Origin of the sequence: Endozoicomonas sp. ALE010 (assembly GCF_049310165.1) — a bacterium.
In the GTDB taxonomy this organism is placed as follows: domain Bacteria; phylum Pseudomonadota; class Gammaproteobacteria; order Pseudomonadales; family Endozoicomonadaceae; genus Endozoicomonas.
In genome coordinates, this window is record NZ_JBLYNV010000001.1 from 23,122 (window position 1) to 44,991 (window position 21,870).

Here is a 21,870-nt window from a genome sequence, read left to right on the forward strand (position 1 = left end):
ATTATATTTCATTAATTCATGAAAATATGAAAAGCAGACTGCTGTTCTGTTCAGAAGTTCATTTTGCGGAAAAGTTTACTTGAGTCATGATGGGAAGAAGGCGATTACTGGCTGTTTGTTTTCTTCCTCTTTGCTGGATTGGTTTGCTCTTCCTAAATGTTCTTCGGCAGTCACGTATGCAGCATCTGCCCATGCGGTGTTAAGTGATACACAGCCATGACCCTGTGGCGGGATTTCCACTCTGGTCTTTATTTGATTAATGTAAAGTTTCATTGAATCCTGGCTCCTGAGCTGGTTAACCGGGATTTCAATGACCTCAAATCCTGATTTTTGCAACAGTGCAATTTTAAGCAGAGTCGAACCATTCCTGATTTTAAAATCATTACTTACGTAATGAGACGGTCCCTGAATTTCAATAACCATGTTGTGATCTGGCAGCAGCAGGTCAACGGGAGGCAATGAGTTCAGACACTTTTCTTCTTCAATCTTCAAAGAGGGCATGCATGATTGGAGTTGATCGCGGAAGTCGGATTGAAGTTTTGAAATGGTTGTCTGGTAATGGGGGATGATCGGACTTGCTCTCCCAAGCCAACTGGCGGCCATGGCAATGATGCGTTGATCCTTTGCATTGTCCGGGGATGTATTTTCCAGGCGAGTAAACAGGTCAACCATGTGCTTTTCAAGCATGTTATTTTTATTGGCATTGGAGTCTGGAGACAACCTGGCACAGCATACCATTATGCCCCAGAGAGACATAAATATATCTTGCTGAGAGAGCTGAAGGTTGTCACTTAATCTGCAGACAAGCGATTCAAACGTAGAAGTAACCACTTGTAGCTCAACGAGTTCACCCAGTTTCGCCATGGCCCACAGCAGGTTGGCGATTTCCTGTGGTCTAAAGTGGGCTTTTTGTGCGTTCACGTAGGGCAACAGCGCGGCCACAGCTTCTTTAAGCTCTGGTACCCACTCTCCGTTGTCCACCAGTTTTGCCATGGCCCAAAGCAGGTTGGCGACATTCTGGGTATTAAATTGGTTTTTCTGTGCGTTCACGTAGTGCAAAAGCGCGGCCACTGCCTCTTTGAGCTCTGGTGTCCACTCCTGCCCGTTGTCCACCAGTTTTGCTATGGCCCACAGCAGGTTGGCAATATGCTGAGGAATAAATTGGTCTTTCATTGCGTTCACGTGGGGTAACAGTTCGGCCACGGTCTCTATGAGCCCTTGTGTTCGCTCCAGTCCGCTGTCCACCAGTTTCGCCATGGCCCACAGCAGGTTGACGATACCCAGGGCAGTAAACTGCTCTTTCTGTGCGTTCACATGGGGCAACAGCGCGGCTACAGTCTTTTTAAGCGCCAGCGTCCGCTCCTGCCCTTTGTCTACCAGTTTCGCCATGGCCCACAGCAGGTTGGCAATGCTCCGGGCATTCAGTTGGTTTTTCTGTGCTTGCACGAGGGGCAGCAGTGCGGCCACGGTCTCTTTGAGCCCCGGTGTCCGCTCCAGTTCGTTGTCCACCAGTTTCGCCATGGCCCAAAACAGGTTGGCAATGCCCTGGGCATTAAGTTGGTTTTTCTGTGCGTTCACGTGGGACAACAGCGCGGCCAAGGCCCTTTTGAGCTCTGGTGTCGGCTCCAGCCCGTTGTCCACCAGTTTCGCCATGGCCCACAGCAGGTTGGTGATGTGCTGAGGAATAAATTGGTCTTTCTGTGCGTTCACATGGGGCAACAGGGCAGCCACGGCCTCGTTGAGCTCTGGTGTCGGCTCCTGCCCGTTGTCCACCAGTTTCGCCATGGCCCACAGCAGGTTGGCGATATGCTGAGGAATAAACTGGTCTTTCTGTGCGTTCACTTGGGGCAACAGCACGGCCACGGCCTCGCTGAACTCTGGTGTCGGCCCCTGCCCGTTGTCCATCAGTTTCGCCATAGCCCATAGCAGGCTGGCGATTTCCTGTGGTTTAAAGCAAGCTTTTTGTGTGTTTACGTGTGGCAATAGTGCAGCCACAGACTCTTTGAGTTCTGGTGTCCGCTCCTGCCCGTTGTCCACCAGTTTTGCCACGGCCCATAGCAGGTTGGCGATAGCCTGAGGAATAAATTGGTCTTTCTGTGCATTCACGTGAGGCAACAGGGCGGCCACGGCCTCATTGAGCCCTGGTGTCCGCTCCTGGCCGTTGTCCACCAGTTTCGCTATGGCCCACAGCAGGTTGGCGATACCCTGTGGTTTAAAGTCAGCTTTTTGTACGTACACGTGGGGCAGCAGCAAGGCTACGGCCTCGTTGAGCTCTGGTGCCCACTTCTGCCCGTTGTCCGACAGTTTCGCGATGGCCCACAGCATGTTGGCAATATTCTGGGTATTGAATTGGTCTTTCTGTGCGTTCACACGGGGCAACAGCGAAGCCACAGCCTCGTTGATCTCTGGCGTCCGCTCCTGCCCGATGTCCACCAGTTTCGCCATGGCCCACAGCAGGATGGCGATTCCCTGAGGAATAAATTGTTTTTTCTGTGCGTTCACATGGGGCAACAACACGGCCACGGCCTTTTTGAGCTCTGCTGTTCGCTCCTGCCCGTTGTCCACCAGTTTCGCCAGGGCCCACAACAGGTTGGCGATTCCCTGGGCATCAATATCCCTGGCTTCAGGTTTTTGGTTGCACTTAAATATTATTGCATCAAGCAGTGTCGACAATAAGGCAGCTTGAGTGAGTTTAACATGCTCATTCATGGGTTGATGAGGGGTAAAAACACCTGCTGAAGTGAATGAATGAAATATTGTCGTCAGGCTTCGCCAACTCCAGCTCCGTGTTGCAGTAAAATTTTGCAGCAAACGCATCAGCTGGCTTTGTTCAGCTCGATTTAACGGTCTTTTCGCAGCTGATGTGTATTTTTTAATTGAGCTGGCATATTGACTGTGTTTTTTCCCATCATAGCGATGACCGAAACGATCCGATTTACTCACCAGGTCATTCATTATTTCCTGTTTGATGAGGGTATTAAAATCTTGAGCACAGTTTACTGAACGGTGAATTAAATATTGAGAAGGGCGTGTGCCAGAAGAATGGTGAAATTCATTACATCCCGGGGTAGAGCGGGGGTGACTATCCCGCTGTCTGACTGTGGCATGTCTGTATCGCCCACGCCTTGAAGAAGGGGCATGGCCATTCGGTTGGTTGTAACCGTTATCTGATCTTGTGTATTGATCACTGATACCAGCAGAACTTCTATCCATAATTATATTTCATTAATTCATGAAAATATAAAAAGCAGACTGCTGTTCTGCCCAGAAGTTCATTGTGCGGAAAAGTTTACTTGAGTCATGATGGGAGGAAGGCGATTACTGGCTGTTTGTTTTCTTCCTCCTTGCCGGGTTGGTTTGCTCTTGTAAATGTTCTTCACCAGTCACGTATGCAGCGTCTTTCCACCCTCTTTTAGGTGATACAGCGTCATGACCCTGTGGCGGGATGCTTACCCTGATCTTTATTTGATCAATATAGGGTTTCATTAAATCTTTCTTCAAAAGCTGGTTAGTCGGGATTTCAATGACCTCAAATCCTGCTTTTTGCAACAGTGCGATTTTCAGCAGAGTCGAACCATTCCTGGTTTTGAAATCACCACCTACGTAATGACGCGGTCCCTGAACTTCAATCACCATGTTGTGATCGGGCAGAAGCAGGTCAACCGGAGGTAATGAGTTCAGACTCTTTTCTTCGTCAATCTTCAGAGATGGAATAGATGATTTGAGTTGATCACGGAAGTCGGCTTGGTTTTTTGAAATGATTGTCTGGTAATGGTGGACGACCGAACAGGTTCTGCCAAGCCAACTTGCAGCCATGGTAATGATGGATTGATCCTCTCCATTATCTGGCGATGTATTTTCCAGACGAATGAACAGGTCATCCATGTGTTTTTCAAATAGGTTATTTTTATTGGCATTAGAGTCCAGAAACAACCTGGCACAGCATACCATTAATGCCCAGAGAGACATCGATATCTCTTTCTGAGAAAACTGAAGCTTCTCACTGAGTCGATAGATGAGCGATTCGAACGTAGAGGTAACCACGTTCAGCTCAACGAGTTCACCCAGTTTCGCCATGGCCCAAAGCTGGTTAGCGATTTCCTGTGGTTTAAAGTGAGTTTTTTGTGCGTTCACAAGGGGCAACAGGGCGGCCACGGCCTCTTTGAGACCTGATGTCCGCTCCAGCCCGTTGTCCACCAGTTTCGCCATGGCCCACAGCAGGTTGGCGATACCCTGCGGTTTAAAGTTAGCTTTTTGTCCATTCACGAGGGGCATCAGTGCGGTCACGGCCTCGTTGAACCCTGGTGTCTGCTCCTGCCCGTTGTCTACCAGTTTCGCCATGGCCCACAGCAGGTTGGTGATATGCTGTGGTTTAAAGTTAGCTTTTGGTACGGTCACGCAGGGCAACAGCGCAGCTACAGCTTCGTTGAACTCTGGTGTCTGCTCCTGCCCGTTGTCCACCAGTTTCGCCATGGCCCACAGCAGGTTGGCGATATGCTGAGGACTAAACTGGTCTTTCTGTGCGTTCACGCGGGGCAACAGCGCGGCCACGGCCTTTTTGAACTCTGGTGTTTGCTCCTGCCCGTTATCTACCAGCTTCGCTATGGCCTGTAACAGGTTGGCGATACCCTGGGCAGTAAATTGGTCTTTCTGTGCATTCACGTGGGGCAACAGCGCGGCCACGGCCTTTTTGAACCCTGGTGCTTGCTCCTGCCCGTTATCTACCAGTTTCGCCATGGCCCACAGCAGGTTGGTGATATGCTGTGGTTTAAAGTTAGCTTTTGGTACGGTCACGCAGGGCAACAGCGCAGCTACAGCTTCGTTGAACTCTGGTGTCTGCTCGTAGCAGTTGTCCACCAGTTTCGCCATGGCCCACAGCAGGTTGGTGATTTCCTGAGGTTTAAAGTTAGCTCTCTGTGCGTTCACGTGGGGCAACAGCGTGGCTACGGTCTCGGTGAGATCTGGTGTCTGCTCCTGCCCTTTGTCCTCCAGTTTTGCCATGGCCCACAGCAGGTTGGCGATATGCTGAGGACTAAACTGGTCTTTCTGTGCGTTTACGTGGGGCAAAAGCGTGACCACGGCCTTGTTGAAATCTGGTGTCCGCTCCAGCCCGTTGTCCTCCAGTTTTGCCATGGCCCACAGCAGGTTGGCGATATGCTGAGGAATAAACCAGTCTTTCTGTGCGTTCACGTGGGGCAACAGCGCGGCCAGGGCCTCGTTGAACTCTGGTGTCAGTTCCTGCCCGTTGTCCACCAGTTTCGCCATGGCCCACAGCAGGTTAACGATACCCTGTGGTTTAAAGTTAGTTTTTTGTGCGTTCACAAGGGGCAACAGGGCGGCCACGGCCTCGTTGAGACCTGGTGTCCGCTCCTGCCCTTTGTCCACCAGTTTCGCCATGGCCCACATCTGGTTGGAGATTTCCTGGGCATTAAATTGGTTTTTCTGTGCGTTCACGTGGGGCAACAACACGGCCACAGTCTCTTTGAGCCCTGGTACCCACTTCCGATCGTTGTCCATCAGTTTCGCCATGGACCACAGCAGGCTAGTGATTTCCTGTGGTTTAAAGTCAGCTTTCTGTGCGTTCACGCTGGGCAACAGCGTGGACACGGTCTCGTTGAGCTCTGGTGTCCGCTCCTGCTCGATGTCCACCAGTTTCGCCATGGCCCACAGCAGGTTGGCGATTCCCTGAGGAATAAATTGTTTTTTCTGTGCGTTCACATGGGGCAACAACACGGCCACGGCCTCTTTGAGCTCTGGTATCGGGTTCTGCCCGCTGTCCACCAGTTTCGCCATGACCCACATCAGGTTGGCGGTTCCATGGGCATCAATATCCCTGGCGGGAGGTTTTTGCTTGCACTTGAATATTATTGCATCCAGTAGCGTCGATAATAAGGCAGCTTGAGTACGCCTGACACGCTCATCCATGGGTTTATGAGGGGTAAAAACCCCCGCTGAAGTCAATGAGTGCAGTGTTGTCGTCAGGCTTCGCCAATTCCAGCTCCGTGTTGCTGTGAAATTTTGCAGTAAACGCATCAGCTGGCTTTGTTCCGCTCGATTTAAAGGCCTTTTAGACGCTGACGTGTATTTTTTAATTGTACTGGCATATAGGCCGTGATCTCTCCCATCATAGCGATGACCGAAACGATCCGATTTACTCACCAGATCATCCATTATTTCCTGTTTGATGAGGGCATGAAAATTTTGAGCAGGGTGTACTGAACGGCGCAGTAGATGTTGAGAAGAGCGTGTGTCAGAAGAATGGTAAAATTCATTGCGACCCGGTGCAGTGCGGGTGGGATGATTCCATTGCCTGACTGTGGCATGTCGGTATCGCCCATGCCTTGAAGAAGGGGCACGGCCATTCGGTTGGTTGTAACCGTTATCTGATCTTGTGTATTGACCACTGATACCAGCATAACTTCTATCCATAATTATATTTCATTAATTCATGAAAATATAAAAAGCAGACTGCTGTTCTGCCCAGAAGTTCATTGTGCGGCAAAGTTTACTTGAGTCATGATGGGAGGAAGGCGATTACTGGCTGTTTGTTTTCTTCCTCTTTGCCGGGCTGGTTTGCTCTGCTAAATGTTCTTCGGTAGTTACGTATGCAGCACCTGCCCACGCTCTTTTAAGTGATACAAAGCCATGCCCCTGTGGCGGGATGCCTATCCTGATCTTTATTTGATCAATACAGGGTTTCATTAAATCGTTGTTCAAAAGCTGGTTAGTCGGGATTTCAATGACCTCAAATCCTGCTTTTTGCAGCAGTGCGATTTTCAGCAGAGTCGAACCCTTCCTCGTTTTGAAATCACCACCCACGTAATGAGAGGGGCCCTGAACTTCAATCACCATGTTGTGATCTGGCAGAAGCAGGTCAACCGGAGGTAATGAGTTCAGACTTTTTTCCTCTTCGATCTTCAAAGATGGAATAGATGATTTTAGTTGATCGCGGAAGTCGACCTGGGTTTTTGAAATGTTTGTGTGGTAATGGCGAACGACCGGGCAGGCTCTGCCAAGCCAACTTGCGGCCATGAACATAATGGATTGATCCTCTTGATTATCTGGCGAGGTATTTTTCAGGCGAGTAAACAAGTCATCCATGTGCTTTTTAAACACATTATTTTTATTGCCATTGGAGTCTAGAGACAACCTGGCACAGCATACCATGACTCCCCAGAGAGACATCGATATCTCTTCCTGAGAAAACTGCAGGTGCTTGTTGATTCGATAGACAAGCGATTCGAACGTAGAGGTAGCCAGGTTCAGCTCAATGAGTTCACCCAGTTTGGCCGTGGCCCACAGCAGGTTGGCAATACCCTGGGCAGTAAATTGGTCTTCCAGTGCGTTCACCCGGGGCAACAGAGCGGCCACGGCCTCGTTGAGCCCTGGTGTCTGCTCCTGCCCGTTATCCACCAGTTTCGCCATGGCCCACAGCAGGTTGGTGATTTCCTGTGGGTTAAAGTTAGCTTTTTGTGCGATCACGCAGATCAACAGCGCAGCCACCGCTTCGTTGAACTCTGGTGTCTGCTCCAGCCCGTTATCCACCAGTTTTGCCATGGCCCACAGCAGGTTGGCAATTTCCTGTGGGTTAAAGTTAGCTTTTTGTACGATCACGCAGATCAACAGCGTAGCCACCCCTTCGTTGAACTCTGGTGTCTGTTCGTACCCGTTGTCCACCAGTTTTGCCATGGCCCACACCAGGTTGGCGATATGCTGGGGAATAAATTGGTCTTTCTGTGCATTCACGTGGGGCATCAGCGCGAGCATAGCATCTTTGCGCTCCGGTGTTCGCTCCAGCCCGCTGTCCTCCAGTTTCGCCATGGCCCACAGCAGGTTGGCGATATCCTGGGCATTAAATTGTTCTTTCTGTACGTTTACGTGGGGCAACAGCGCAGCCAGAGCCTCTTTGAGCACTGGTGTCCGCTCCAGCCCGTTGTCCACCAGTTTCGCCATGGACCACAGCAGGTTGGTGATTTCCTGTGGGTTAAAGTTAGCTTTTTGTTGGATCACGCAGGGCAACAGCGCAGCCACCGTTTCGTTGAACTCTGGTGTCTGTTCGTACCCGTTGTCCACCAGTTTTGCCATGGCCCACAGGAGGTTGGTGATTTCCTGTGGTCTAAAGTTTGTTTTCTGTGCGTTCACGTGGGGCAGCAGCGCGGCCACGGTCTTGTTGAACTCTGCTGTCCACTCCTGTCCGTTGTCCACCAGTTTCGCCATGGCCCACAGCAGGTTGGCAATGCCCTGGGCCTTAAATTGGTTTTTCTGTGCGTTCACGTGGGGCAACAGCGCGACAACGGCCTCGTTGAACTCTGGTGTCCGTTCCTGCCCGTTGTCCATCAGTTTTGCCATGGCCCACAGCAGGTTGGCGACACCCTGTGCATCAATATCCCTAGCTGGAGGTTTTTGGTTGCAGTTAAATATTATTGAATCAAATAGCGTTGACAATAAGTTAGCCTGGGCAAGTTTAACTCGCTCATCCATGGGTTTATGAAGAGTAAAAACACCCGCTGAAGTCAATGAGTGAAATGTTGTCGTCAGGCTCAGCCAATTCCAGCCCCGTGTTGCTGTGAAATTTTGCAGCAAACGCATCAGCTGGCTTTGTTCTGTTCGATTTAACGGTCTTTTAGAAGCTGACGTGTATTTTTTAATTGAACTGGCATATTGCCCGTGATTTCTCCCATCGTAGCGATGACCAAAACGATTAGATTTACTCACCAGATCTGCCATTATTTCCTGTTTGATAAGGTCATTAAAATTCTGAGCGGGGATCACTGAACGGCACAGTAGATTTTGAGAAGGGTATGCGCCAGAGAAATGATAAAATTCATTATGCCCCGGGGTAGTGCGGGGTGGATTATCCCACCATTCGACTGTGCCCTGTCTATATTGCACGCGCCTTGAAGAAGCGTCATGGGTATCCGGTTGGTTGGCATGATTATCTGGTCTTGCGTATAAACCAAAGGTTCCAGCTGAGCTTCTATGCATATTTATATTTCATCAATTCATGAAAATATAAAAAACAGACTGCTATTCTGTGCAGAAGTTCATTTTACTGAAATGGTCCACCCTGGTCTTTATTTTCTCAATATATAGTTGCATTAAATAACGGTTACAAAGTGTATTAGCCGGGATTTCAACGACCTCAAATCCTGCTTTTTGCAGTAGTGCGATTTTAAGCAGAGTCGAACCTTTCCTGGTTTTTAAATCACCGCGCACGTAATGGGACAGTCCCTGAACTTCAATCACAATGTTGTGATCTGGCAGTAGCAGGTCAACGGGAGGCAATGAGTTCAGGCTCTTTTCTTCTTCAATCTTCAAAGAGGGAATGCATGACTGGAGTTGATTGCGGAAGTCGGTTTGAGGTCTTGACCTGATGGTCTGGTAATGGGGGACGAACGAACACTGTCTCCCAAGCCAACTGGCGGCCATGGCAATGATGGATTGATCCTCTTCATTGTCTGTGGAGGTATTTTCCAGACGAGTAAACAGGTTATCCATGTGCTTTTCAAGTCCGTTATTTTTATTGGCATTGGAGGCCAGAGACAACCGGGCACAGCATACCATTACTCCCCAAAGTGACATCAATATATCTTGTTGAGAGAGCCGGGGGTTGTCACTGATTCGGTGGACAAGTGATTTGAACGTGGAGGTAAACAGGGGCAGCTCAACGAGCTCACCCAGCTTCGCCGTGGCCCACAGCAGGTTGGCGATTTCCTGTGGTTTAAAGTTGGTTTTCTGTGCATTCACGTAGGGCAACAGCGCAGCCACGGCTTCGTTGAGCTCAGCTGTCTGCTCCTGACTGTTGTCCACCAGTTTCGCCATGGCCCACAGCTGGTTGGCGATTTCCTGCGGTATAAAGTCAGCTTTCCGTGCGATCACGTGGGGCAACAGCGCGGCCACAGCCTCGTAGAACTCTGGTGTACACTCCTGCCCGTTATCCACCAGTTTCGCCATGGCCCAAAGCAGGTTGGCGATTTCCTGTGGTTTAAAGCCAGCTTTCTGTGTAATCACGTGGGGCAACAGTGCGGCGACAGCCTCTTTAAACTCTGGTGTTTGCTCCTGCCCGTTATCCACCAGTTTCGCCAGAGCCCACAGCAGGTTGGCGATTTGCTGAGGAATAGGTTGGTCTTTCTGTGTTTTCACGTAGGGCAACAGCGCGGCCACGGCTTTGTTGAGCATTGGTATCTGCCCCGGGCCGTTGACAACCTTCGCCATGGCCCACAGCAGGTTGGCGATTTCCTGTGGTAAAAAGTCAGCTTTCCGTGCGATCACGTGGGGCAACAGCGCGGCCATTGCTTCGTTGAGCTCAGGTGTCCGCTCCTGGCCGTTGTCCGTCAGTTTCGCCATAGCCCACAGCAGGTTGGTGATACCCTGTAGTTTAAAGTTGGCTTTCTGTGCGTTCACGAGGTGCAACAACACGGCGACGGCCTCTTTGAACTCTGGCGTCAGTATTTGACCGTTGCCCACCAGTTTCGCCATGGCCCACAGCAGGTTAGCGATATGCTGAGGATTAAATTGGTCTTTATGTGCGTTCACGTGCGGCAACAGCGCGTGAACGACCGCGTTCAGCCCGGGTGTCCATTCCTGCCCGTTGTCCACCAGTTTCGCCACGACCCACAGCAGGTTGGCAATGCCCTGAGCATTAAATTGGCTTTTCTTTGCGTTCACTTGAGGCAACAGCACGGCCACGGCCTCTTTGAGCCCTTGTCTTTGCTCTTGACCGTTGTCCAGTAGTTTCGTCATTGCCCACAGCAGGCTGACGAGTTCCTGTGGCTTAAAGTTAGTTTTCTGTGCGTTTACGTGGGGTAACAGTGCGGCCACAGCCTGTTTGAGCCATGGTGTCTGTTGCTGCCCGTTGTCCACCAGTTTCGCCATGGCCCACAGCAGGTTGGCGATATGCTGAGGAATAAAATGGTCTTGCTGTGCGTTTATACAGGGCTGCAGAGCGGCCACGGCCTCGTTGAGCTCGGGTGTCCACTCCTGGCCGTTGTCCACCAGTTTCGCCACGGCCCACAGCAGGTTGGCGATATTCTGAGGACTCAACTGGTCTTTCTGGGCATTCACATGGGGCAACAGCGCGGCCACGGCCTTTTTGATCTCTGCTGTCTGCTCCTGACCGTTGTCCACCAGTTTTGCCATGGCCCACAGCAGGTTGGCGAGATGCTGAGGAATAAATTGGTCTTTCTTTACGCTCAGATGGGGCATCAGCGCGGCCACGGCCTGTTTGAGCTCTGGTGTCTGCTTCTGCCCGCTGTCCACCAGTTTCGCGATGGCCCATAGCAGGTTGGTGATTCCGATGGCATCAATATCCCTGGCTTGAGGTTTTTGATGGCACTTGAATATTAATACATCAAGAAGCGTTGACAATAAGGCAGTTTGAGTACGCTTAACACACTCATTCATAGGGTTATGAGGGGTAAAAATACCTGCTGAAGTCAATGAATGAAATGTTGTCGTCAGGCTTCGCCAATTCCAGCTTCGCTTTACGGTAAAATTTTGCAGAAAACGTATCAGCTGGCTTTGTTCTGCTCGATTTAACGGTCTTTTAGCAGTTAACGTGTATTTTTTAATTGAACTGGCATATTGACCATGACACCTCCCATCATAGCGATGACCAAAACGTTCAGATTGACGCACCAGATTATCTATTATTTCCTGGTTGATGAGGGCGTAAAAACCCTGGGCCAGGTTTACTGAACGACACTGTAGATGTTGAGAAAGGCATACGGCAGTGGATCGGTAAAATTGATTACACCCCGGTGTAGTGCGTTGAGTATTATCCCACTGTCTGACTGTGGCATGTCTGTATCGTCCACGCCTTGATGAAGCGGCACGGTCATCTTGTTGGTTGCGACCATTACCTGATCTTGCGTAATGACCACTGATACCAGCAGAGCTTTTATCCATAATTATATTTCATCAATTCATGATAATATAAAAAGCAGACTTCGGTGCTGATCAGAAGTTCATTTTGCTTAATCTGCCAAAGGATCACCTGTGGATACGGACCCAAGTCTGGAAGCTCCTTCCCTGGTTTTTATTTGATCAATACATGGTTTTATTGAATCCTGGTCCCAAACCGTGTTAGCAGGGATTTCCATGACCTCAAATCCTGCTTTTTTCAGCAGTGCGATTTTCAGCAGAGTCGAACCATTCCTGGTTTTGAAATCACCACACACGTAATGAAACGGTCCCTGAATTTCAATAACCATGTTGTGATCTGGCAGTAGCAGGTCAACCGGAGGCAGTGAGTTCAGGCACTTTTCTTCTTCAATCTTCAAAGAGGGAATGCATGATTGGAGTTGATCGCGGAATTCGGCTTGAGGTTGTGACATGGTGCGCAGGTAATGGGGGACGATCGGACACGCTCTCCCAAGCCAACTTGCGGCCAGGGCAATGATGGATTGTTCATCTTCATTGTTTGGGGCGGTATTTTCCAGACGAGTAAACAGGTCATCCATGTACTTTTCAATCACGCTATTTTGATTGGCGTTGGAGATCAGGGACAACCTGGCACACCATACCATGACTCCCCATATAGACATCAATATGTCTTGCTGAGAGAGCTGAGGGGTTTCACTGATTCGGTAGACAAGAGATTCGAACGTAGCAGTCACCATGTTTAGCTCAAGGAGTTCACCCGGTTTCGCCGTGGCCCACAGAAGATTGGCGATTTCCTGTGGATTAAAATTGGCTTTCAGTGCATTCACGAAGGGCAACAGCGCGGTCATGGCCTCTTTAAACCTGGCTGTCTGCTCCTGCCCGTTGTCCGCCAGTTTCGCCGTGGCCCACAGCAGGTTGGCGATTTCCTGTGCGATAAAGTCAGCTTTCATTGCGTTCACGAGGGGCAATAGCACAGCCACGGCTTCGTTGAACTGCGCTGTCTGCTCCTGACCGTTGTCCACCAGTTTCGCTATGGCCCACAGCAGGTTGGCGATTTCCTGTGGTTTAAAGTTAGCTTTCTGTGCGATCACTTGGGGCAACAGCGCGGCTACAGCTTTGTAGAACTCTGGCGTCCACTCCTGTCCATTGTCCACCAGTTTCGCCATGGCCCACATCAAATTGGTGATATGCTGGGGAATAAATTGGTCTTTCTGTGCGTTCACGCAGGACAAAAGAGTGGCCACAGCCTCATTGAACTCTTGTGTCTTCTCCGGTCCGTTGTCCAACAGTTTCGCCAGGGCCCACAGCAGGTTGGCGACATGCTGAGGAATAAATTGGTCTTTCTGTGCCTTCACATAGGGCAACAGCGCAGTCATGGCTTCATTGAATTCGGGCACCCGCTCCTGCCCGTTGTCCGCCAGTTTCGCCATTGCCCACAGCAGGTTGGTGGTACCCTGTGGTTTAAAGTTAGCTTTCTGTACCTTCACATAGGGCAACAACGCGGTCACGGCTTCGTTGAGCTCGGGTGTCGGCTCCTGCCCGATGTCCGGCAGTTTCACCATAACCCAAAGCAGGTTTGCGATCCCCTGTGGTTTAAAGTTAGCTTTCTGTGCGTTCACGCAGGGCAACAACACGGCCACGGCTTCTTTGAATTCTGGTGTGCGCTTCAGGCCGTTGTCCACCAGTTTCACTATCGCCCACAGCAAGTTGGCGATGCCCTGGGGATTAAATTGGTCTTTCTGTGCGTTCACGTGGGGCAACAGCGCGTTCACGGCTTCATTGAACTCGGGCGTCCGTTTCTGGCCGTTGTCCGCCAGTTTCGCCATGGCCCACAGCAGGTTGGCGATGCGCTGGGCATTAAACTGGTCTTTCTGCGCATACACAAGAGGCAACAGCACGGCAACAGCCTCTTTGAGCCCTTGTGTTTGCCCTTGTCCGTTGTCTACCAGTTTCGCAATGGCCCAAAGCAGGTTGGTGATTTGCTGTAGGTTAAAGTCAGCTTTCTTTGCGTTCACCCGGTGCAACAGCGTGGCCACGGCCTCTTTGAGTCCTGGTATCCGCTCTTGCCCGTTGTCGACCAGTTTCGCCATGGACCACAACAGGTTGGTGATACCCTGTGGTTTAAAATTAGTTTTCAGTACGTTTACGTGGGGCAACAGCGCGGCAACGGCCACGTTGAAATCTGTTGTTTGCGCCTGCCTGTTGTCCACCAGTTTTGCCATGGCCCATAGCAGGTTGGCGATTCCCATGTCATCAATATCCCTGGCTTGAGGTTTTTGGTTGCACTTGAATGTTATTGCATCAAGTAGCGTTGACAACAAGTGAGCTTGAGTAAGTTTAATACGCTCATCCATGGGTTTATGATGGGTAAACACGCCCGATGAAGTAAACGAATGAAATGTTGTCGTCAGGCTTCGCCAATTCCAGCTTCGTGTTGCGGTAAAATTTTGCAGCAAACGTATCAGCTGGCTTTGTTCAGCTCGATTTAACGGTCTTTTAGCAGCTGACGTGTATTTTTTAATTGAATTGGCATATTGCCCGTGATGTCTCCCATCATAGCGATGACCGAAATAATCCGATTTACTCACCAGATCATCCATTATTTCCTGTTTGATGAGGTCATTAAAATCTTGCGCAGGGTTTACTGAACGATGCTGTAGAGAAGAACATGCGGCAGAAGAATGGTAAAACTCGTTACGCTCCGGGGTAGAGCGGGGGGCATTATCCCACTGTCTGACTGTGGCATGTATATATCGTCCAAGCCTTGAAGAAGCGGCATGGTCATCTGGTTGGTTGTGACCATTACCTGGTCTTGCGTATTTACCACTGATACCAGCAGAGATTTTATGCATATATATTTCATTAATTCATGAGAATATAAAAACAGACTGCTCTGCTGTTCAGAAGTTCATTTTATTGAAAATGTCTATCCTGGTCTTTATGTGATCAACACATAGTTTGATTAAATTCCGGTTCCAAAGCTGGTTAACCGGGATTTCAATGACCTCAAATCCTGCTTTTTGCAGCAGTGCGATTTTCAGCAGAGTCGAACCATTCCTGGTTGTGAAATCACCATTCACGTAATGAGTCGGTCCCTGAATTTCAATAACCATGTTGAGATCTGGCAGTAGCAGGTCAACCGGCGGTAATAGGTTAAGGCTCTTTTCTTGTACGATCTTCAAGGAGGGAATGTGTGATTGGAGCTGACCGCAGAAGTTGGTTTGAGGTGTTGACATGGTGGTCTGGTAATGGGGAACGACCGGACACTCTCTCCCAAGCCAACTTGCCGCCATGGCAATGATGGATAGATCCTCATCATTGTCTGGGGTGGCATTTTCCAGGCGAGTAAACAGGTCATCCATGTGCTGTTCAAGCACGTTATTTTTATTGGCAGTGGAGATCAGAGACAACCTGGCACAGCAAACCATTACTCCCCAGAGTGACATCAATATCGCTCGCTGAGAGAGTTGAGGGTTGTCGCTGATGCGGTAGACCAGCGATTCAAACATAGAGGAAACTGTGTTCAGGTTAATCAGTTCACCCAGTTTCGCCAGGGCCCACAGCAGATTGGCGATTTCCAGTGGTTTAAAGTTAGCTTTCTGTGCAATCGCGCTGGGCAACAGTGCGGCCACGGTCTCTATAAGATCTGGCGTCTGCTCCTGCCTGTTATCCACCAGTTTCACCATGGCCCACAGCAGGTTGGCAATACTCTGGGCATTAAACTGGTCTTTCTGTGCGTTCACGTGGGGCAGCAGCGCCGCCAGGGACTCGTTGAGCTCTGGTATCCACCCCTGCCCGCTGTCCACCAGTTTCGCCATGGCACACACCAGGATGGTGATTTCCGGTGGTTTAAAGTTAGCTTTCTGTCTGTTTACCAGGGGCAACAGCGCGGCCACAGCTTCTTTGAACGCTGGTGTCCACTCCTGCCCGTTGTCCACCAGTTTTACGATGGCCCACAGCAGGTTGGTGATTTCCTGTGGTTTAAAGTCAGCTTTCTGTGCAATTACGTGGAGCAACAGGGCAACCACTGGCTCTTTGAACTCTGGTGTCTGCTCCTGCCCGTTGTCCACCAGTTTTGCCATGGCCCACAGCAGGTTGGCGATATGCTGAGGAATAAATTGGTCTTTCAGTGCGTTCACGCGGGGAAACAGCGCGGCCACACCCTCGTTGAGTTCGGATGTTCGCTCCTGTCCATGCTCAACCAGTTTCGCCACGGCCCACAGCAGATTGACGATGCCTTGCGCATTAAATTGTTCTTTCTGTGCGTTCAAATGAGGCAACAGCGTGGCCACGGCGTCTTTAAGCCCTTGTGTTCGCTCCTGTCCGTTGTCCACCAGTTTCGCCATGGCCCACAGCAGGTTGCTGATTTGCTGTGGGGTAAGGTTGGCTTTCTGTGCGTTCACATGTGGCAATATTGTGGCTACAGCCTCTTTGAGCCCTGGTACCTGCTCTTGCCCGTTGTCCACCAGTTTCGCCATGGCCCACAGCAGGTTGGCGATACCCTGTGGTTTAAAGTTAGCTTTCTGAGCGTTTACGCAGGGCAACAGAGCGACCAGAGCCTCTTTCAGCCCCGGTATTTGCTCCTGCCTTTTCTCCACCAGTTTCGCCATGGCCCACAGTAGGTTGGCGATATCCTGCGGATTAAATTGGCTTTTCTGCGTGTTCACACAGGGCAACAGCGCGGACACGGCCTTGTTGAAAGCTGGTGTCTGCTCCTGGCTGTTGTCCACCAGTTTTGCAATGGCCCAGAGCAAGTTGGCGACTCCCCGCGGAAAAAAATGGTCTTTGTGTCTGTTCACGTTGGGCAACAGCGCAGCTATGGCCTCTTTCAGTCGAGGTGTCCGTTCCTGCCCGTTGTCCACCAGTTTCGCCATGGCCCACAGAAGGTTGGTGATTTCCTGCAGATTGAAGTTAGCTTTCTGTGCGTTCACCTGAGACAACACCGCGGCCACGGCCCTTTTGAGCTCTCGTGTTTGCTCCAGCTCGTTGTCCACCAGTTTTGCCATGGCCCACAGCAGATTGGCGATTTCCTGTCGTTTAAAGTTGGCTTTCTGTGCATTTACATTGGGCAACAGCGCAACCACGGCCTCTTTGAACTCTGGTGTCAGCCCCTGCTTGTTGTCCACAAGTTTTGCTATGGCCCACAGCAGGTTGGCGATATGTTGAGGAATAAATTGGTTTTTCTGAGCGTTCACGCGGGGCAGCAGGGCGGCCAGGGCCTTGTTGAGCTCTGGTATTCGCTCCAGTCCGTTGTCCACCAGTTTCGCCATGGCCCACAGAATGTTCGTAATATTCTGGCCGGTAAATTGGTTTTTCTGTGCGTTCAAACAGGGCAACAGCGAAGCAAGGGCCGCTTTGAACTCTGGTGTCTGCTCCTGCCCGTTGTCCACCAGTTTTGCCAGGGCCCAGAACAGGTTGGCAATATGCTGAGGAATAAATTGGTCTTTCTGTGCGCTCATCCAGGGTAACAGTGTGGCTACGGCCTCGTTGAACTCTGGTATCCAAGCCTGCCCGTTGCCCACCAGTTTCGCCATGGCCCACAACAGGTTGGCGATACCTCGGGCATCAATTTCCCTGGCTTGAGGCATTTGATTGCACTTGAATATTATGGCATCCAGTAGAGAGGACAATAAGGCCGTTTGAGTGAGCTGAACATGCTCATTCATTGGGTTATGAGGGGTAAAAACACCCGCTGAAGTCAATGAATGAATTGTTGTCGTCAGGCTTAGCCAATTCCAGCTGCGCGTTACGGTAAAATTTTGCAGCAAACGAATCAGCTGGCTTTGTTCCGCTGGATTTAACGGTCGTTTAGCAGCTGACGTGTATTTTTTAATTGAACTGGCATAGTAACCATGATCTCTCCCATCATAGCGATGGCCGAAGCGAGCCGATTTACTCACCAGACCAGCCATTATTTCCTGTTTGATAAGGGCATTAAAATCCTGGGCAGGGTTTACTGAACGGCTCTGTAGATATTGAGAAGAGCGTGCGCCAGAAGCACGGTAAAATTTATTACTCCCCGGTGTAGTGGGGCGGGGGTTATCCCACGGTCTGACTGCAGAATGTTTATATCGCCCACGCCTTGGAGAAGCGGCCTGGTCATCCGGGCGGTTATAACCATTATCTGATCTTGCGCATTTACCACTGATACCAGCAGAGCTTCTATCCATAATTATATTTCATTGATTCATGAAAATATAAACAACAGACTGCTGTTCTGTTCAGAAGTTCATTTTGTTGAAATGGCCTATGAACGTAAACGAGTGGGGAAACCATCTACTTGCAAATCATCCGAGAGAAACAGTTACAACCTGTATTTTGGTTTGTCTGTTTGCTCCTCTAAATATTCTCAGGCAGTTAAATAACTTTGATCTGAGAGTTGCCATCTTTTATCGGCAGTCATGTTAGCCCAATCTGTCTCCCTCGCTGTTAAGTGATACAGTGCCCTCTCCCTTGAGCGGGACGTCTACCCTGGTTCTTATTTGATCAATGTATGGTTTCATTAAATCCGGTTTCCAAATTGTGTTAGCCGGGATTTCAATAACCTCAAATCCTGCCTTTTGCAGCAGTGCGATTTTCAGCATAGTCGCACTATTTCTGGTTTTGAAATCATCACTCACGTAATGAAACTGTCCCTGAACTTCAATAACGATGTTGTGATCCGGCAGAATCAGGTCAACCGGCGGTAAAGAGTTCAGACTCTTTTCTTCTTCAATCTTCAAAGAGGGAATGCATGATTGGAGTTGATCGCGGAAGTCGGTTTGAGGTTTTGACATGGTTGTCTGGTAATGAGGGGTGACCGGACACGCTCTCCCAAGCCAACTTGCGGCCATGGCAATGATGGATAGATCCTCTTCATCGTCTGTGGGTGTATTTTCCAGGCGAGTAAACAGGTGATCCATGTGCTGTTCAAGCACGTTATTTTTATAGGTATTGGAGGTCAGATACAACCGGGCACAGCAGACCATTACACCCCAGAGAGACATCGATATCTCTTGCTGTGAGAACTGAGGGTTGTCACTGAGTCGGCGGACAAGCGATTCGAACGTAGAGGTAAGCACGTTCAGCTCAACGAGATTACCCAGTTTCGCCATGGCCATCAGCAGGTTGGCAATACCTTGTGGTTTAAAGTTAGCCTGCTGTGCGCTCACGCGGGGCAACAGCACGGCTACCGCCTCTTTGAGCCCTGATGTCTGTTCCTGCCCGTTGTCCACCAGTTTCGCCATGGCCCACAGCAGGTTGGCGATACCCTGAGGAATAAATTGGTCTTTATGTGCGTTTACCTGCGGCAATAGCGTGGCAATGGCCCCGTTGAGCGCTGGTGTCCGCTCCTGCCCGTTGTCTACCAGTTTCGCCATGGCCCACAGCAGGTTGGCGATTTCCTGTGCTTTGAAGTTAGCTTTCTGAGCGCTCACATGGGGCAATAACGTGGCCACAGTCTTGTTGAACTCTGGAGTTCGCCTCTGTCCGCTGTCCGTCAGTTTTGCCATGACCCAAAACAGGTTGGCGATTTCCTGTGGTTTAAAGTCAGCTTTCTGTGTGTTCACCCGGTGCAACAGCGCGGCCACGGCCTCGTCAAACTCTGGTGTCCGCTTCTGGCCTTTGTCCACCAGTTTCGCCATGGCCCAGAGCAGGTTGGCGATATGTTGAGGAATAAATTGGTCTTTCAGTGTCTTCACGGGGAGCAACAGCGCGGCTACGGCCTCGTTCAGCTTTGGTGTCCGGTTTTGTCCACTGTCCACCAGTTTCGCCATGGCCCAGAGCAGGTTGGCGATATGTTGAGGAATAAATTGGTCTTTCAGTGTCTTCACGGGGAGCAACAACGCGGCTACGGCCTTGTTCAGCTTTGGTGTCCGGTCTTGTCCACTGTCCACCAGTTTCGCCATGGCCCAGAGCAGGTTGGCGATACCCTGTGGTTTGAAATTAGCTTTTTGTACGATCACGCAGGTCAACAGCGCAGCCAGGGTTTTGTTGAACTCTGGTGTCTGCTCGTGCCCGTTGTCCGCCAGTTTCGCCATGGCCCATAGCAGGTTGGTGGTTTGCTGAGGTATAAATTGATCTTTCTGTACTTTCACGCAGGGCAAAAGCGCGGCCACAGCCTGGTTGAGTTCTGGTGTCTGCTCCTGCCCGTTGTCCACCAGTTTTGCCATGGCCCACAGCAGGTTGGAGATTCCCTGGGCATTAAATTGGTCGGTCTGTGCGTTCACGTTGGGCAACAGCGTGGCCACAGCTTTTTTAAGCCCCGGTGTCTGCTCCTGTCCGTTGTCCACCAGTTTCGCCACGGCCCACAGCAGGTTGACGATTTGCTGTGGTATAAATTGGTCTTTCCTTGCGTTCACGTAAGGCAGCAGACCGACCACAGTCTTGTTGAACTCTGGCATCTGCTCCTGCAGGTTGTCCACCAGTTTCGCCATGGCCCACAACAGGATGGTGAAATGTTGAGGTATAAATTGATCTTTCTTTGCGTTCACGTGGGGCAGCAGCGCGGCCACAGCTTTTTTAAGCCCCGGTGTCTGCTCCTGCCCGTTTTCCACCAGTTTCGCCACGGCCCACAGCAAGTTGGCGATTCCCTGGTCATTAAATTGGTTTTTATGTGCGTTCACGTGGGGCAGCAGTGCGGCCACAGCCTTTTTAAGCCCCGGTGTCTGTTCATGTCCGTTATCCACCAGTTTCGCCATGGCCCATAGCAGGCTGGCGATATGCTGAGGATCAAATTGGTCTTTCTTTGGGTTCACTTGAGGCAACAGCGCGGCCACGGCCTCATTGAACTCGGGTGTCCGCTCCTGCCCGTTGTCCACCAGTTTCGCCATGGCCCACAGCAGGTTGGCGATTTCCTGTGGATTGAAGTCAGCTTTCTGTGTGTTCACGTGGGGCAACAACGCGGCCAGGGTCCGTTTGAGCTCGGGTGTCCGTTTCTGCCCGTTGTCCACCAGTTTCGCCATGGCCCACAGCAGGTTGGCGATTTCCTGTGGATTGAAGTCAGCTTTCTGTGTGTTCACGGTGGGCAACAACGCGGCTACGGTCGCTTCGATCTCTGGTGTCTGCTCATGTCTTTTGTCCACCAGTTTCGCCATGGCCCACAGCAGGTTGGCGATACCCTGGGCATTAAATTGCTTTCTCTGTGCGATTACATGGGGTAACAGTGCGGCCATGGCCTCTTGGAACTCTGGTGTCCACTCCGGCCCGTTGTCCACCAGTTTCGCCATGGCCCACAGCAGGTTAGCGATTCCCTGGGAATCTATATCCCTGACTTCGGGTTTTTGGTTGCACTTGAATATGATTGCATCCAGTAGCGTGGACAATAAGGTCGTTTGAGTGAGCTGAACACGCCTATCCACGGGGCTATGAGGGGTAAATACACCCGCTGAAGTAAATGAATGAAGTGTTGTCGTCAGACTTCGCCAATGCCAACGTCGTGTTGCGGTAAATGTTTGCAGAAAATTTATTAACTGGCTTTGTTCAGCCCGATTTAACGGCCTTTTAGAAACTGACGTGTATTTTTTAATTGAATTGGCATATTGGCTGTGAGGTCTCCCATTATAGCGATCACCGAAACGATTCGATTTACTCACCAGACCAGCCATTATTTCGTGGTTGATTAGGGCATTAAAATTCTGAGCAGGGTTTACTGAACGGTGCAGTAGATAATGAGAAGAAGATGCGCCAGCAGAATGATAACATTCATTACGCCCGGGGGTAGTGCGGGTGGAATTATGCCATTGTTTGACGGTGGCATGTCTATACCGCCCGGACCTTGAAGAAGTGGTACAGTTTTCCGGTTGGTTATAATCATTACCCGGCCCTGCGTATTGACCACTGATGCCAGCAGAGGTTCTATACATAATTATATTTCATCAATTCATGAAAATATAAAAAGCAGACTGCTGTTCTGTTCAGAAGTTCATTTTACTGAAATATCTATAAAAGCGTGTTTGAGTAATGCAGAGTCCGACCATCAGCCGAGTGTGTCTTGGTGGCTGTCCAGAT

At 50.3% G+C, this 21,870-nt stretch carries 7 protein-coding genes; all 7 read right to left on the reverse strand.

Annotation, left to right across the window (positions count from 1 at the left end; translation table 11 throughout):
• Positions 1–84: 84 nt before the first annotated feature.
• A complete protein-coding gene (locus ACO6UY_RS00045; RefSeq protein ID WP_422459246.1) occupies positions 85–3,213 on the reverse strand; it encodes a DUF1601 domain-containing protein in 3,129 nt (1,042 codons plus the stop codon).
• Between the two features lie 105 nt (positions 3,214–3,318).
• Positions 3,319–6,429, reverse strand: coding sequence for a DUF1601 domain-containing protein (locus ACO6UY_RS00050; protein WP_422488748.1), 3,111 nt, complete (start codon positions 6,427–6,429; stop codon positions 3,319–3,321).
• A 105-nt stretch (positions 6,430–6,534) separates the two neighbouring features.
• Positions 6,535–8,985 (reverse strand): DUF1601 domain-containing protein, encoded by a 2,451-nt coding sequence (locus ACO6UY_RS00055; protein WP_422467394.1) that lies wholly within the window; start codon positions 8,983–8,985, stop codon positions 6,535–6,537.
• A gap of 42 nt (positions 8,986–9,027) precedes the next feature.
• On the reverse strand, positions 9,028–11,907 hold the full coding sequence (locus tag ACO6UY_RS00060) for a DUF1601 domain-containing protein (protein ID WP_422488750.1): 2,880 nt from the start codon (positions 11,905–11,907) through the stop codon (positions 9,028–9,030).
• 68 nt (positions 11,908–11,975) lie between these two features.
• Positions 11,976–14,735, reverse strand: coding sequence for a DUF1601 domain-containing protein (locus ACO6UY_RS00065; protein WP_422488752.1), 2,760 nt, complete (start codon positions 14,733–14,735; stop codon positions 11,976–11,978).
• 48 nt (positions 14,736–14,783) lie between these two features.
• Entirely contained in the window at positions 14,784–18,053 is a 3,270-nt protein-coding gene (locus ACO6UY_RS00070) for a DUF1601 domain-containing protein (RefSeq protein WP_422488754.1), read from the reverse strand.
• 234 nt (positions 18,054–18,287) lie between these two features.
• Positions 18,288–21,725, reverse strand: a complete 3,438-nt coding sequence (locus ACO6UY_RS00075) for a DUF1601 domain-containing protein (protein ID WP_422488755.1) — start codon at positions 21,723–21,725, stop codon at positions 18,288–18,290.
• Between the last annotated feature and the right edge of the window lie 145 nt (positions 21,726–21,870).

What these genes read in the sequence shown, in the direction of transcription:
- ACO6UY_RS00050 (WP_422488748.1), bottom strand. Translation starts at nt 6,429, where the DNA reads ATGGATAGAAGTTATGCTGGTATCAGTGGTCAATACACAAGATCAGAT.
- ACO6UY_RS00060 (WP_422488750.1), bottom strand. Translation starts at nt 11,907, where the DNA reads ATGGATAAAAGCTCTGCTGGTATCAGTGGTCATTACGCAAGATCAGGT.
- ACO6UY_RS00070 (WP_422488754.1), bottom strand. Translation starts at nt 18,053, where the DNA reads ATGGATAGAAGCTCTGCTGGTATCAGTGGTAAATGCGCAAGATCAGAT.
- ACO6UY_RS00055 (WP_422467394.1), bottom strand. Translation starts at nt 8,985, where the DNA reads ATGCATAGAAGCTCAGCTGGAACCTTTGGTTTATACGCAAGACCAGAT.
- ACO6UY_RS00075 (WP_422488755.1), bottom strand. Translation starts at nt 21,725, where the DNA reads ATGTATAGAACCTCTGCTGGCATCAGTGGTCAATACGCAGGGCCGGGT.
- ACO6UY_RS00065 (WP_422488752.1), bottom strand. Translation starts at nt 14,735, where the DNA reads ATGCATAAAATCTCTGCTGGTATCAGTGGTAAATACGCAAGACCAGGT.
- ACO6UY_RS00045 (WP_422459246.1), bottom strand. Translation starts at nt 3,213, where the DNA reads ATGGATAGAAGTTCTGCTGGTATCAGTGATCAATACACAAGATCAGAT.